Raw genomic sequence first — 14,159 nt, 5'->3', positions numbered from 1 at the left:
GACCCGCCAGGGAAACGAGGTTTACCGCCGCGCTCCACGCGCCCGCCGCGACACGACCGCCCGCAGCACCCGCCGCCCCTCCGTGGCCACACCGAGCGCCTGCCGGAGCCCCGCCGCGCCGTGCTGCGCGAGCAGGTCCAACACCACGACCTGCCGCCGTAGTTCGGCGGCGACGAGATGGGAGGCTCCTTCTTCGCGCCCCTCACGGCAGGCCGCCACGGAGTCGTCGCCCCCGGCGTCCAGCGGGTCGAGCAGCTGATGGATCCGCAGAGCGGAGACGGAACACACCTCGGCCCACTCGCGCAGCCCGTCACCGGACCGTTCCGCGGGAACCGCGTCGAGCATCCGGCGGGCGAGCAGGACGACCTCCTCGCCCCCACCGGAGCCGGGTGTGGAGCCGGGTACGGAGTCGGAGGCGGACTCGGAGGCGTGCGGGGCCAGTTCGCCGCGCACCTTCGCCACCCTCTCGCCCCATCCCTCCCCGTCGTCCACCAGCCCCGCCCACAGCGGACGCAAGACCTCGTCGTCACCCCCGAGAAGCGGTACGCAGCGGTCCAAACAAGCCAACCCGCTTGCCGCCAGACCGCGTTCGTCGGCCTGGGCCATCAGCTCCACCAGGCTCATCGCGCCTCCCCTAGATCCCGCTCGATCATGCCCCGGTTATACGGAGCCCGCACTTCCCCTTACTGCGTGCGACGACACGGGAGTGTCACAGAGGGACGACCCCGAGCCGGTCGAGCAACCGGAAGAGAATGTTTTCAGCCAGGAGGTCCGGCGGTCCAGGTTCTGCGCTCAACACCTCGACCAACGACTGTTCGACGACCGCCCGTCCCGCCTCCGCGGCCCAGGCGACGGCCCGCTCGGCGGCGTCGCGTGGTTCGAGGAAGAAGTCCTCGACCGTGAGCCCCTCGCCGTCACCCAGATACGCGGCCATGGCGCGCCGCGCGAGGCACGTCGTCCACGCCCCGCTCTCCGGCCCGGCGGCCTCGACGACCACACAGTCGCTGCCCATGACGTAACCGAACAACGCGGGCGCGTCCGTCTCCCGGGCGAGCGTGTTCATGTTCCCGACGTCGCCGGTGTCCCCGGCGTCCCCCGTGGCCTCGCCACCGGGCGCGCCCGTCGGGTACGCCCACACCTGCCAGCCGTCGGCCGCCGTCGCACACAGCGTCATGCCCTCGGCCCCGGTCAGCGCGTCCAGCTCCGCGAGTGGCCGCTCGCTTCTGCCCACGACGTAGTACCCCCAGTACCCCATACCGGGAATAGACCACACCCGTACGGCGGTTCGCTCCGGAATCGGGCAATCCGTACGGTTGCGCGGAGACATCCCCGAAGGGAGACGGGCTCAGAGGGAGACGGGCTCCGGTTCGCGCGGGCCGCTCCGCGCCTTGTCGTCCTGCATCCGGGTGAGCGTGACGACGAAGAGGATGGCGAGCACGGCGGCCACGATCTCGACGGCGTCCGCGAACAGCATCCGCAGGGCGGCCGACCGGTGTTCCGCGCCCGCCTCCGCCTCGTAATACGCCTTGTCCGCCACCTCTCTCACCACGACGCTGATCAGCCACAGCGCCCACCAGGCGTTGACGAGCGCGTGCGACCGGGGCTTCTCCCGCGGACTGCTCGCATCCCAGCAATCGATCGCGATCCGTCGCGGAAACCACAGGAGCACGGGCGGCACGAACCAGCCCCCGATCGCCCAGCCCCGCCTCAGCCCGTGTCCGGACGGGTCGAACACCTCGGCGTTGACCCGTACCCGGTGGAACCACACCAGGAAAACGGCGATGGTGGCGAAGAAGCTGAGCATCTGCAGGCCACCGGCCAGATCGACGAGCAGGTCCGCCGAGTCCGCATCCCGCGCGACGGCCGCGCGCGACTCCCCGTCCGCCATCCGGCCACTCACGTCGAGCAACGCGATGTCCGCCCCTATCGAGAGCAGGTCGACGGCGATGACCACCCCGAGCAGCACCGCCACAGCCCGTCCGTACCCCACCGGTGACCGCAGCCAGGGCGCCCCGTGCGGCGGCGGAGCGGGCCGCGCCGGGTGCGTGGGCAGCGGCGGGGCTGCCGCCCCGCACCACCGGCACAGCTCGCCGCCGGGTGCCGCCGCATGGTTTCCGCAGCGCGCACAGTTCACCGTGAAGCCCCCGTGTGGTCGAAACGCACCGAACGCGGTTCTCCCCAGACCCTGACGCTCGGCGCTCAGAACACTCGGAACATACGGTTCACCCGCCCTGCCCGTCCACCCGATTCCGTTCCCCGGCGCCCCCGGAGGCTCAGCTCACCTTCCCCGCCAGTTCCCGGAACTGCGCCCAGCTCATCCCCGGCTTCGCCGGATCCCACAGCTTCTGCGACAGCGCCCGCAACGGCATCCGGACGCCCGCCGCGACCTGCGCCTCGGTCTGCCGGTTCGCCAGGTCGCACCAGACGGCGAAGACACCGCCGAGGATCTGGTCGTCGTACTGGGCGGGGACGGCGGTGATGCCGCGCAGCACCCGTGGCGTCCAGGACTCGTAGATGCGCTGCCCGGTCGGGTAGACGAACTGGTTGGGCTCGCCGAGGACGTAGTACAGGTACTCGTCGTTGTAGTTGATCACCTGACGCCCGGCGCTCAGATACTCGACCGGCGGCCGGGCCCCGATCTCCTTGCCCGTCCAGTACGCGACCTGGATCGCCTTGTCCGCCTGGACGGACCCGCCCCGGAAGAACCCGTCGTTCCAGGCCCGTACCGTCCGGTCGTGCCCGCGCATCACCTTGGCGCGGTCGTTCAGCCAGCCGGTGGCGAGGTCGGCGACGGTCGCGCCGGAGCCGTACTTCTGCCGCGCGGCGGCGGCCAGCTGCGGATAGGAGGCCTCGGGGTTCGACACCATCAGCGCCCGGTACTCGTCACCGCCGAGATGCCAGTACGCGCCGGGGAACAGGTCGGCGTACTCGTCGAGCAACTCGTCGACGACCTCGGCGGACTCGGGGTTGGCGATGTCGACGGCTCCGCTCGCGGCCACGCCCTGCGCGTTCTTCAGCTGGAGCCCCGGATTGCCCGCGATCACGGCTCCCAGGTGCCCGGGAGAGTCGATCTCCGGTACGACCTCGATGTGCCGGCTCTCCGCGAGGTCCAGGATCTTCTTCACCTGGGCCTTGGTGAGGTGCTGGTCCGACACCACCTCGGGGTGGCTCGTGGACTCGATCCGGAAGCCCTGGTCGTCGGAGAAGTGCAGCCCGAGCTGGTTGTACTTCAGGTCGCCCAGCTCACGGATGCGGTCCTCGATCCAGCCGGCCGTGAAGTGCTTGCGCGCGATGTCGAGCATGAACCCGCGCTGCGGCTTGGCCGGCTCGTCCCGGACGACGCCCTCCGGCGCCGTACCGCCGCCGCGCACCTCCTGCTTCAGGGTGCGCGTCCCGTAGAAGACACCCGCCTCGGCGGGCGCGGCGATCCGTACCCGCCGGTCCTTCACCGTCAGCGTGTACGCCTCCGACCGCGGCGCGTCCGCCCCGGTGAGCGCCAGCTCCACGTCCCCGTCCCGGGGCTCGGTCTCCCCCGCGTAGGCCAGCCCCAGCTCCCCGGCGGTCAAGCGCGCCTCGTCGGCCAGCGCCGCGTTCCGTACGACGACCCGGCCCCCGTCGGCGGGCTTCCAGCCGGGGCCACGGGCGGCCTCGTGCTGCCGTACGGCGGGGATGGTCAGGGGCTTCCCGGACAGCGGATACGTGCGCGAAGGCGACGGGGACGCGGACGGCGAACTCTCCGCCTCGCTCAGCGACGACCGGCCCGGCGACGGCTGCGCCCCGCTGGGCGTGCGCTTCTCGTCGCCCGGCCACACGGTCACAGCCGCCGCGACCGCGCCGCCCGCCAGGACGACGCCCGCGCCCAGGAGCAACCCTTTCGACGTGATCGCCGTCTTCCTGCGGGGTGCCCTGCGCCGACCCCGGTTCACGCCACGCCCCCGGTCCCGATCCCGGTCAGCATCCACGACATCTCACGCACCTCTCGCCCGCGTCCTTCCCCCGGTCCTCTCCCGACTCTCTTCCGAGCCCCTTCTCGAACCTACGACGTCCAACCGCACCACCCGTCCACCACAGGTTCCGAAACTCTTCCGTCCGGGTGAATTCCGGGCACCGAACGGACAGCTCATGACCCGCCTCGATAACGTGGTGGCACCTTTCGCACGGCCTGCCCAGCCGACCCCTACGCACCGCCGAGGATCCACGCTGCCTCCGCACCGCCTCCCCCCTCTCCCCGGCCAGGTCGCCATCCCGGAGCAGGCCCGCACCCCCGGCCCGTCGGCCCTGGAGGAGTTCAACCACGCCCCCGCCGACCTGGCCCGGCAGACCCTCCTCACCTGCCTGCGCAGCCTCCGCTGGGCCCATCGCCTCACCGACCACCGCCCCTACCCCGACCTCGACGCCCTCCTCGCCGCGTCGGACGAGGCCGCGTACGACCTCACGGCGGCCGACCTGGCGGAGGCCCTCGCCGGCGAAGTCCTCCCCACCCTCCCGGACGACACCTACGGCGTGGCCCACACCGCCCTGAACGCCGCCCACGCCGCCTACGAGGCCCGCTTCGGCCACGTGTTCGTCATCTCCCTGGACACCTCCCACCCGGACGAACTCCTCGACCGCACCCTGGAGGGCATCCGCTCCCGCCTGGGGAACGACCCGGAGGAGGAACGGGTGGTGGTGGCGGAGGAACTGCGCCACCTGGCCGCAGAGCGGCTGACCGGCCACCTCGGGGGCGCGGGGAACCGCACGATCTTCTAGGCGCGCGGGGAACTGCGGGATCCTTCAAGGGCTCGGGGAACCGCGCGACCTTCTAGGCGCGCGGGGTCCTGCGCGATCCTTCAGGGGCGCGGGGAACTCCGCGACCTTCCAGGGGCGCGGGGAACTCCGCGACCTTCCAGGGGCGCGGGGAACTGCGCGACCAGCCACAACGAACCCGCACCCGGCACCCCACCAGCACCCCCGCCCCGAATGCCGCCCGCTACTCACCCTTACGTGCACCTTTGTATGCCAGTTTGATCACACCAACCCTCCCGGCTTAAGCCAAGTGCAACGACGTCGCTACCATGGCCGGGGCCGGTGGACCGTACCCGGCCGGGTCAGACCGACAAGCAAGCCGGCCGGCCCCAATCCCCGCTCCCGGAGGGTTCTTCCGTGCCGGCTGGAACGCTGTACCGCGGCCGGGAAGGAATGTGGTCCTGGGTGGCTCATCGAGTCACCGGCGTCCTCATCTTCTTCTTCCTGTTCGTACACGTGCTGGACACCGCTCTCGTCCGCGTCTCCCCCGACGCCTACGACAAGGTCGTGGCCACGTACAAGACGCCGATCGTCGCGCTGCTGGAGTACGGCCTCGTCGCCGCCATCCTCTTCCACGCGCTCAACGGTCTTCGGGTCATCGCCGTCGACTTCTGGTCGAACGGCCCCCGTCACCAGAAGACGATGCTCTGGTCCGTCGTCGGCATCTGGCTCGTGCTGATGATCGGGGCCCTGTACCCCGTCCTCGGCCACGCCGTCCGTGAAGTCTTCGGGAGCTGAGGCAGATGTCCGCCACTGAAACCACCGCATCCGGCATCGGCCCCGTCGAGGGCGCCGAGGAGCTGTCGGGCTACAGCCCCGACAACCCGGCCCCCTTCATCGAGCCGCCCCGCAAGCGCACCAAGAAGACCCCCAGGTCGACCCGCGGCAACTTCGAGATGGTCGCGTGGCTCTTCATGCGCCTGTCCGGCATCGTCCTGGTCGTCCTGGTCATCGGCCACCTGCTGATCCAGCTCGTCCTCGACGGCGGTGTCTCCAAGATCGGCTTCGCGTTCGTCGCGGGTCGCTGGGCCTCGCCGTTCTGGCAGACCTGGGACCTGCTGATGCTGTGGCTCGCGATGCTGCACGGCGCGAACGGCCTGCGTACCGTCATCAACGACTACGCCGAGCGCGCGAACACCCGGCTGTGGCTCAAGGGCCTGCTCTACACCGCCACGGTGTTCACCATCCTGCTGGGCACGCTGGTGATCTTCACCTTCGACCCGAACATCCGCTAGGCACGGGGCTGAGGCAACCGATCATGAAGATCCACAAGTACGACACCGTCATCGTCGGCGCCGGCGGCGCCGGTATGCGCGCGGCCATCGAGTCCACGCAGCGCAGCCGCACCGCCGTGCTGACCAAGCTGTACCCCACCCGCTCCCACACGGGCGCCGCGCAGGGCGGCATGGCCGCCGCGCTCGCCAACGTGGAGGAGGACAACTGGGAGTGGCACACCTTCGACACGATCAAGGGCGGTGACTACCTGGTCGACCAGGACGCCGCCGAGATCCTGGCGAAGGAGGCCATCGACTCCGTCCTCGACCTGGAGAAGATGGGCCTGCCGTTCAACCGCACGCCGGACGGCACGATCGACCAGCGCCGCTTCGGCGGTCACAGCCGGAACCACGGCGAGGCCCCGGTCCGCCGCTCCTGCTACGCGGCCGACCGCACCGGCCACATGATCCTCCAGACGCTTTACCAGAACTGCGTCAAGCACGGCGTGGAGTTCTTCAACGAGTTCTACGTGCTCGACCAGCTGATCACCGAGGTCGACGGCGTCAAGAAGTCGGCGGGTGTCGTCGCGTACGAACTCGCCACCGGCGAGATCCACGTCTTCCAGGCGAAGGCCGTGATCTACGCGTCCGGCGGCTGCGGCAAGTTCTTCAAGGTGACGTCGAACGCGCACACGCTGACCGGTGACGGCCAGGCCGCCGTGTACCGCCGGGGTCTGCCGCTGGAGGACATGGAGTTCTTCCAGTTCCACCCGACCGGCATCTGGCGCATGGGCATCCTGCTGACGGAGGGCGCCCGCGGTGAGGGCGGCATCCTCCGCAACAAGGACGGCGAGCGCTTCATGGAGAAGTACGCGCCGGTGATGAAGGACCTGGCGTCGCGAGACGTGGTGTCGAGGTCCATCTACACGGAGATCCGCGAGGGCCGCGGCTGCGGTCCCGAGGGCGACCACGTCTACCTCGACCTCACGCACCTCCCGCCGGAGCAGCTCGACGCCAAGCTCCCGGACATCACCGAGTTCGCGCGGACGTACCTCGGCATCGAGCCCTACACGGACCCGATCCCGATCCAGCCGACCGCGCACTACGCCATGGGCGGCATCCCGACGAACGTCGAGGGTGAGGTCCTGCTCGACAACACCACCGTCGTCCCGGGCCTGTACGCCGCCGGTGAGGTCGCCTGTGTCTCCGTGCACGGCGCCAACCGTCTCGGTACCAACTCGCTGCTCGACATCAACGTGTTCGGCAAGCGGGCGGGCATCGCCGCCGCCGACTACTCCCAGAAGGCCGACTTCGTCGAGCTGCCGGAGAACCCGGAGTCGCTGGTCGTCGAGCAGATCGAGCGGCTGCGCTCGGCCACGGGCAACGAGCGCGTGGCGGAGCTGCGGCGCGAGCTGCAAGAGACCATGGACGCCAACGTCATGGTGTTCCGCACCGAGCAGACGATCAAGACGGCCGTCGAGAAGATCGCCGAGCTGCGCGAGCGCTACAAGAACGTGGCGATCCAGGACAAGGGCAAGCGGTTCAACACCGACCTCCTGGAGGCCGTCGAGCTGGGCAACCTGCTCGACCTGGCCGAGGTCATGGCCGTGTCGGCGCTGGCCCGCAAGGAGTCCCGCGGTGGTCACTACCGCGAGGACTACCCGAACCGGGACGACGTCAACTTCATGCGTCACACCATGGCGTACCGCGAGGTCGGCGACGACGGCTCCGAGACCGTCCGCCTCGACTACAAGCCGGTCGTCCAGACCCGCTACCAGCCGATGGAGCGTAAGTACTGATGGCAACCCCGACCCTGGACAAGGCGGACGCGGCAGGCAGCCCCGAGCCCGGCTTCGCCGATTCCCCGTACATCACGGTCACGTTCCGCGTGCGCCGCTTCAACCCCGAGGTCGCGGCCGAGGCGAGCTGGCAGGACTTCGTCCTGGAGATCGACCCCAAGGAGCGTGTCCTCGACGGGCTGCACAAGATCAAGTGGGACGTGGACGGCACCCTGACCTTCCGCCGCTCCTGCGCCCACGGCATCTGCGGCTCGGACGCCATGCGGATCAACGGCAAGAACCGTCTGGCCTGCAAGACGCTGATCAAGGACATCAACCCCGAGAAGCCGATCACGATCGAGCCCATCAAGGGCCTCACGGTCCTCAAGGACCTGGTCGTGGACATGGAGCCGTTCTTCCAGGCGTACCGGGACGTGATGCCCTTCCTGATCACGAAGGACACCAACGAGCCGACGCGTGAGCGTTTCCAGACCGCCGAGGACCGCGAGCGCTTCGACGACACCACGAAGTGCATCCTCTGCGCCGCGTGCACGTCCTCGTGCCCGGTGTTCTGGAACGACGGCCAGTACTTCGGTCCGGCCGCGATCGTGAACGCCCACCGCTTCATCTTCGACTCGCGTGACGAGGCCGGAGAGCAGCGGCTGGAGATCCTCAACGACCGTGACGGCGTGTGGCGTTGCCGTACGACGTTCAACTGCACGGACGCCTGCCCGCGCGGTATCGAGGTCACCAAGGCGATCCAGGAGGTGAAGCGGGCGCTCATCACGCGCCGCTTCTGATCCGCCGCCGATGTCCGTGACGGAAGGCCCGCAGGTTCACCTGCGGGCCTTCCGCGTTCCCGGCGGAGGCGGGTGTGCGGCCCACGCACGAGGGCCTCGTCCCCACGCGGAGCTTCCGGGGAAGCTCCGCGGTGGACGAGGCCCATCGGTCGATCACCTCGCGGCGATCCTCAGCGCGATCAGCCGCGCAGGACACGGCCCTGCGAGTCGGTGCGGTCGTTGCTCGTGAGGAACAGGATGCCGTCGATCAGCGACCAGAAGCCCAGACCACCGCAGGTGAGGAGCTGGGCGACGCCCACGCCGACGGAACCGACGTAGAAACGACCGATGCCGAGCGTGCCGAGGAAGAGCTGCAGGACGCCCGCGACGATCTTCGACTTGTCGGAGTACGGGCGACCCTGCGGGTCGTGGCCGAAGGGAGCGTCAGGGGTGGGGACGGTCATGGAAATAACTCCTGGATGTACTGACTGAAACCGAAGCGGATTGCTCCGGGGGGCATCACAGGAGAGAAGGCGCGGCACAATACCGGCAGCAATCAGGCACGGCGAACACCGGCCAACGATCGAGCACGACGTAATCCCCCGTCATCCCCCCTGTCGCCGTTGCAGCGTAGTGAGACTCGTGGGACGGATGGGAGAGGAATAAGGCGATCGTTCCGATTCCGTGATCCGATTCCAGCCAACTTGCGACAACTGGGCGACATAAAGCGGGCGTAAGGGATTTACGGGGGCCGGCGGCGGGAAGAAAGCCCGATTCGGCCGTGATCGCTCAGTGAAGATTGCGGACGATCGTCCACGTCACCGCGATACCCAGGATCAACGCCTGGGTGCGGGGCTTCAGTTCGGGGCGCCAGCGGCGGCCGCGCACTCCCTCGACGAACCAGCGGCCGAGCAACGCCAGGGCGAAGGGCGCGGCGAGCAGCAGCACCCGGTTGTCGTGCCAGGCGGCGGCGAACTGGCCGTGCATCAGGTCGTACACCATGCGGGTGCCGCCGCAGGCGGGGCAGAGCAGCCCGGTGACATAGCGGAACGGGCACTGGGGCAGCAGATGGCTGGGCTCGTGCGGGTTGGTGCCGTACAGGTATGCGGCGCCCGCCAGCCCAGCGGCGGCCACCGCGAAGGGGGCCGCCGCCGGATGCCGGAAGGTGGTGAGGCCGCGTTCAGCCACGCAGGACACGTCCGTTGGAGTCCGTGGTGTTGCTGCCGGTCAGCAGGATGATGCCGTCGACCAGCGACCAGATGCCGAGGCCGCCGCAGGTGAGGAGCTGCGCGACGCCGAGGCCGACGTGGCCGATGTAGAACCGGCCGACACCGAAGGCGCCCAGGAACAGCGAGAGGATGCCCGCGACGATCTTGGACTTGTCGGAGTACGGGCGACCATAGGGGTCGTAGCCGTACGGGGCGTTGGGGTCACCCGTGTACGCGCCGCCCGGCGTGGGCGGCACCTGGTAACCGCCCTGCGGGTAGCCGCCCTGCTGCGGGTAGCCGTAGCCGGGCTGGCCCGCGCCCGGCTGCTGGTAGCCGCCCTGCGGAGCCCCGTACGGGTCGCCGGCCTGCGGGGCGCCGTACGGGTTGGCGCCCGGCTGGCCCGGGGCGCCGCTCGGGTACCCGTATCCGGGCTGCGGCGGCTGCGGGGGCTGAGCGGGCTGAGCGGGCTGAGCGGGCTGCTGAGGCTGCTCGGTCACGGTACTGACTCCTGCGTGTTGTTTGCTTGAGCGGCTGAAAAACTCACTATGGGCTGTCCGTCATATTGCAGGAGGGAAGGGCCCGGAGAGAAGTTGTTACTTCGGCCGGGCGCCGAACCGACTCCCGCGTGTGGGCGGAGTCACAGTCCCGTGATCACAGGTGCCGGTTGGCTGAGGATCGTCGGGTCGGTGATCTCCGTGTCCTTGGCGAGCAGCATCGCCTTGCTGAGGATGACAACGAGCATACGGTCGCCCTCGTAGGGGAGATAGCCGGTCTGCGGAGTTCCGTTCCCGTTACTGCCCCCTCTCATTGCTGTCCCCGTTCCCGTTCCGACGGGCCGCGGCACCCTGGTTCAGCGCACCGAAGGCGCACGACGTCCAGTACTCGGGAAGCGCCCGCCGGGCCCGCCGTCCTGCCCAGGTCGGGCCGTCACCCCCGGCCACCACTCCGACGAACAGGACGACGTCACGCAGCACTTCGGAGAGGACGAGTCCAGGGAGCGCCGACTTCTGAGGGTCAGCAGGGGAGTTGAACCGAAGGTGGCACTGAAAGCAGGGGGTGGGAGCAGCCCACGAGAGAGGGGCCACTCCATCGGGTGATCTGCGCCGGACTGCCGGACCGGATGACGGCCAGTACACCAGAGTACTAGTATGCACACGTACTACGCGGTGATCGTTGATGGCCTGGCATCTTGAAATGACCGGAGAGGTGCGCGACTGGCTACACAGACTGCGCAAGGACGACCGCACCACGGCACGGCTGGTGGGCCAGGCGATTCAGGCCCTTGTCGAGGAGGGCCCGGACCTGGGACGCCCTCTTGTGGACCGGATCAAGGGGTCCACCCTGCACCACCTCAAGGAACTACGGCCGGGCTCGGCCGGAGACACCGAGATCAGGATTCTCTTCGCCTTCGATCCCGAGCGCAGCGCGGTACTCCTGGTCGCGGGTGACAAGGCGGGGCGATGGACGGCGTGGTACCGCCGCGCGATCCCCTTGGCCGAGGAACGCTATACCGAGTGGCTGGACCACCTGGCCCGGCGCCGTCACAAGGAGACAGAGCGATGACCAGCTTTCACTCATGGGACGAGGTCAAGGAAGAGGTCTTCGACACCGAGGACCTGGACGAGATCATGGCGGGTGCCCGGCGCATGGTCGCCGAGGCACGTGCGCACCGGTTGGCCGAGATGCGCAGGCAACTCGGCCTCACCCAGCGTGAGGTGGCCGACCGTATGCACGTACGACAGGAACGGGTGTCCGCCATCGAGCGCGGCAGGACCGACTCCGCCGAGGTGGGAACGGTCGCGGCCTACGTGGAGGCGCTGGGCGGGGAGCTGGAGATCGTCGCGAACTTCAATGGGACCCGGGTCGTGGTGGCGTAGTCCGGCGCTCCTGAATCCCACGCGTCCCGTTCAACCCTCGCGTCTCGACGCGTGTCTCCTCTGTACGCCTGTTCGGCAAAGCCACGCAATACACCGATGCCTCGGGCGAACCACGAGCCCGACATCAGTCGTACGCGCTCTGCCCTCACAGGCACCCATACCAGCGCCGGGCCGCCCAGTGAGCCCCGCGCACACCGCAGGAGACGCATGTTCACGCGCAGGAATACCCGCCTGGTTCTCGCGACGGCCGCGGCCGTGTCGCTGACCGGCGGACTGCTCACCCTCACGACGGGCGCCGCGAGCGCCTCCCCCGCCAAGTACGCCGACGACTTCAACGGCGACGGGTACCGGGACTACGCGATCCCCGGCTACGGTGAGTTCACCGTGACGTACGGGACCGCCACGGGTCCCGGCAGCACAACCAAGACCTTCACGCAGAAGAGCGCCGGCGTCCCCGGGACGGCCGGTGACGCGGGCGGCTACGGCGACGGGTTCGGTGAGGATCTCGCCGCCGCCGACCTCAACCGCGACGGCTACGCCGATCTGGCGGTCGCCGACCGCAGCGAGAAGGTGAACGGGAAGGTCAGTGCGGGCGCGGTCACCATCATGTGGGGTGCCAAGTCCGGCCTCGGCACCAAGGCGACCCGGCTCCCCGTCAAGGCGAAGTCCCACCTCAGCTTCGGCAACGAGCTCGAAACCGGCGACTTCGACGGCGACGGCAAGGCGGACCTGGCGGTCGCCGACGGCCTCGACACCGTCCACATCTACCGGGGCGGTTTCACCCGGGCCGGCAAGACGGGCAAGGTCACCAAGCACACCCGTTCAGGCCCGACTCACACCTTCGAACCCACCGGGCTCGTCGCCGGAAAGGTCACCAAGGACAAGGCCACCGACCTGTACGTCCTCGGACAGGGGTACCGCAAGGACAAGATGACGCAGGACGCCTGGCTGCTGCGCGGCGGCAAGACGGTCAAGTGGAGCGACAAGCTGGTCGCGATCAACAACTCGGAGCCGGACTACGACCCGACCGGCGTCGTCGCGGACTTCGACAAGGACGGCTACGGAGACCTGGCGGTCAGCGACACGTCGTACAACAAGGGCGCGGGCTCGGTGGTCGTCGTGCGCGGCGGCAAGAGCGGCCCGACCGCCAAGTACCGCCTCACCCAGGCCACTTCCGGCGTCGCCACGGCCGCGTCGAAGAGTGACGGCTTCGGGTACGAACTCTCCGCCGGAGACACCAACCGCGACGGCTACCCGGACCTCGCGGTCGGCGTCCCCGGAGAGAAGGTCGGCTCCGCGAAGGACGCGGGCGGCTTCCACATCCTGCGCGGCGGCAAGAAGGGCCTGGCCGGCACCGGCTCCCAGTGGTTCAGCCGGGCGACGGAGGGAGTTCCGGGCAACCCCAAGGAGTACGAGATGTTCGGCTCCGCCATCCGCCTGCGCGACCTCGACGGTGACGGTGACAAGGACCTCCTCGCCGGGAGCGTGAACCGCGAGACGAGCCTGTTCTTCCGGGCGAGCGCGTCCGGAATCACGACGGGCACCGTGACGGAGCTGAGCCTGAAGCCGGGCTTCCCGCAGTAGCCGCGGCGCGCAGGGACGTTGCCGCTTGGCTGGATCGCGACCAACTTGTGTGACTGATGGGGCGGTTGATCACAGACTGACCCCATGACCAACCTGAGGAAAGCCGCGGCCGCACTGTCGGCCGCGGCCGCGATCCTTGTCGCGATACCCCCCACAGCCTCGGCGACGCCCGTCCCGCACGACACGTCCGACCACACGTACGGCGGCACACTCGTCCGGGAGAACTTCAATCACCTCCCCCTCGGCCCGGTGACCAAGGGCCGGGGCTGGACCACTGACGCCTCCAACGGCACGCTGTCCGTCGAGCCTGGTACCGACGGTCGTGGCCGTGAACTCCGTATCCGGACCGAGGGCAACGGACGGGCCTTCGTCGTCCTGTCCGACCTCGCCCCGCCCGGCAACAGCCTCTGGGCCCGGATGCGGCTGCGCGTGACCGAGTTCCCGACTGCTCCCGACTGGGCCCACTGGACCCTCGCGGAGGCCTCCGGCGCCGACTCCCCCACGCTGGTGCGGCCGTTGGGCGGCCAGTACGCGCCCACCGAGCCCGGCAACTTCTGGGGCGTGGGCTCCGATCTGGGCCCGACGGGCGACTGGACCAACTGGAAGACCTCGGCTCCGGCCGTCGCCGGAAAGTGGCAGTGCGCCGAGTTCCACCTCGACGCCACGGACAACCGCGTCACCGTCTACCTGAACGGCGTGGCCCAGCCCGACCTGACCGTCTCCACGAAGAACCACGGCGGCACGACGGACGACTTCGTCTTCCCCACCTTCGACAAGCTCAAGCTGGGCTGGCAGCTGTACCAGGCGAACCCGGCACCGGCCGCGTTCGAGATGCGGATGGACGACATCGCGGTGAGCAGCCGGCGGGTGGGGGGCTGCGAGGTCTGACACAGAGGTCTGACACAGAGGTCTGACAGGGGGCCACGCACCTCGC

General features: G+C 69.3%; 16 protein-coding genes and 1 pseudogene. 9 read left to right on the top strand and 8 right to left on the bottom strand.

Annotated elements, in window-relative coordinates:
• Window positions 1-21: 21 nt before the first annotated feature.
• The 4 genes from OG202_RS30815 to OG202_RS30800 form a co-directional block, all read right to left on the bottom strand.
• The gene (locus tag OG202_RS30815; protein WP_327728081.1) at window positions 22-624 is read right to left on the bottom strand and encodes a hypothetical protein; all 603 of its coding nucleotides are present in this window, start codon (window positions 622-624) and stop codon (window positions 22-24) included.
• Between the two features lie 85 nt (window positions 625-709).
• Window positions 710-1,255, bottom strand: coding sequence for a hypothetical protein (locus tag OG202_RS30810; protein ID WP_327728082.1), 546 nt, complete (start codon window positions 1,253-1,255; stop codon window positions 710-712).
• A 90-nt stretch (window positions 1,256-1,345) separates the two neighbouring features.
• Entirely contained in the window at window positions 1,346-1,972 is a 627-nt protein-coding gene (locus OG202_RS30805; protein ID WP_326578320.1) for a DUF4328 domain-containing protein, read from the bottom strand.
• A 301-nt stretch (window positions 1,973-2,273) separates the two neighbouring features.
• Window positions 2,274-3,926, bottom strand: a complete 1,653-nt coding sequence (locus OG202_RS30800; RefSeq protein ID WP_405895306.1) for a beta-N-acetylhexosaminidase — start codon at window positions 3,924-3,926, stop codon at window positions 2,274-2,276.
• Between the two features lie 196 nt (window positions 3,927-4,122).
• On the opposite strand from OG202_RS30800, the gene OG202_RS30795 reads away from it, so the two are divergent.
• The 5 genes from OG202_RS30795 to OG202_RS30775 all read left to right on the top strand — a co-directional run bounded on the left by OG202_RS30795 (window position 4,123) and on the right by OG202_RS30775 (window position 8,577).
• Entirely contained in the window at window positions 4,123-4,749 is a 627-nt protein-coding gene (locus OG202_RS30795; RefSeq protein ID WP_326578322.1) for a 2-oxo-4-hydroxy-4-carboxy-5-ureidoimidazoline decarboxylase, read from the top strand.
• A gap of 393 nt (window positions 4,750-5,142) precedes the next feature.
• Window positions 5,143-5,523 carry a succinate dehydrogenase, cytochrome b556 subunit gene (gene sdhC / locus OG202_RS30790; protein WP_078531457.1) on the top strand — a complete coding sequence of 127 codons (381 nt, stop codon included), beginning with the start codon at window positions 5,143-5,145 and terminating at the stop codon, window positions 5,521-5,523.
• 5 nt (window positions 5,524-5,528) lie between these two features.
• Window positions 5,529-6,020 (top strand): succinate dehydrogenase hydrophobic membrane anchor subunit, encoded by a 492-nt coding sequence (locus tag OG202_RS30785; RefSeq protein WP_327728085.1) that lies wholly within the window; start codon window positions 5,529-5,531, stop codon window positions 6,018-6,020.
• Between the two features lie 23 nt (window positions 6,021-6,043).
• Window positions 6,044-7,798: a succinate dehydrogenase flavoprotein subunit gene (gene sdhA, locus OG202_RS30780; protein ID WP_327728086.1), complete on the top strand. Its 1,755-nt coding sequence runs from the start codon at window positions 6,044-6,046 to the stop codon at window positions 7,796-7,798.
• A complete protein-coding gene (locus tag OG202_RS30775) occupies window positions 7,798-8,577 on the top strand; it encodes a succinate dehydrogenase iron-sulfur subunit (protein ID WP_326578331.1) in 780 nt (259 codons plus the stop codon). Before sdhA ends, OG202_RS30775 begins: the two co-directional genes overlap by 1 nt.
• 179 nt (window positions 8,578-8,756) lie before the next feature.
• On the opposite strand, the gene OG202_RS30770 is transcribed toward OG202_RS30775, so the two are convergent.
• From OG202_RS30770 to OG202_RS46610, 4 genes and pseudogenes are all read right to left on the bottom strand, one after another.
• Window positions 8,757-9,020 carry a TM2 domain-containing protein gene (locus tag OG202_RS30770; RefSeq protein WP_326578332.1) on the bottom strand — a complete coding sequence of 88 codons (264 nt, stop codon included), beginning with the start codon at window positions 9,018-9,020 and terminating at the stop codon, window positions 8,757-8,759.
• A 325-nt stretch (window positions 9,021-9,345) separates the two neighbouring features.
• Window positions 9,346-9,744, bottom strand: coding sequence for a DUF2752 domain-containing protein (locus tag OG202_RS30765; protein ID WP_326578334.1), 399 nt, complete (start codon window positions 9,742-9,744; stop codon window positions 9,346-9,348).
• On the bottom strand, window positions 9,737-10,261 hold the full coding sequence (locus OG202_RS30760; protein WP_328223920.1) for a TM2 domain-containing protein: 525 nt from the start codon (window positions 10,259-10,261) through the stop codon (window positions 9,737-9,739). Before OG202_RS30760 ends, OG202_RS30765 begins: the two co-directional genes overlap by 8 nt.
• A gap of 140 nt (window positions 10,262-10,401) precedes the next feature.
• A pseudogene (locus OG202_RS46610) lies at window positions 10,402-10,762 on the bottom strand (DUF7737 domain-containing protein); the annotation flags it as partial.
• 196 nt (window positions 10,763-10,958) lie between these two features.
• Between OG202_RS46610 and OG202_RS30750 the strand changes: the two are divergent.
• From OG202_RS30750 to OG202_RS30735, 4 genes are all read left to right on the top strand, one after another.
• Window positions 10,959-11,327: a type II toxin-antitoxin system RelE/ParE family toxin gene (locus OG202_RS30750; RefSeq protein ID WP_326578340.1), complete on the top strand. Its 369-nt coding sequence runs from the start codon at window positions 10,959-10,961 to the stop codon at window positions 11,325-11,327.
• On the top strand, window positions 11,324-11,641 hold the full coding sequence (locus OG202_RS30745; RefSeq protein ID WP_326578342.1) for a helix-turn-helix domain-containing protein: 318 nt from the start codon (window positions 11,324-11,326) through the stop codon (window positions 11,639-11,641). The genes OG202_RS30750 and OG202_RS30745 overlap by 4 nt, the downstream gene beginning before the upstream one ends.
• A 207-nt stretch (window positions 11,642-11,848) precedes the next feature.
• Window positions 11,849-13,225, top strand: coding sequence for an FG-GAP and VCBS repeat-containing protein (locus tag OG202_RS30740; RefSeq protein ID WP_327728087.1), 1,377 nt, complete (start codon window positions 11,849-11,851; stop codon window positions 13,223-13,225).
• 84 nt (window positions 13,226-13,309) lie between these two features.
• Window positions 13,310-14,113 (top strand): hypothetical protein, encoded by an 804-nt coding sequence (locus OG202_RS30735; RefSeq protein ID WP_328223919.1) that lies wholly within the window; start codon window positions 13,310-13,312, stop codon window positions 14,111-14,113.
• Window positions 14,114-14,159: the final 46 nt, after the last annotated feature.

The sequence above is a fragment of the Streptomyces sp. NBC_00310 genome (assembly GCF_036208085.1).
Taxonomy (GTDB): Bacteria; Actinomycetota; Actinomycetes; order Streptomycetales; family Streptomycetaceae; genus Streptomyces.
Note: the sequence above shows the minus strand (reverse complement) of the source record. Positions and strands in the feature narration are given on the sequence as shown.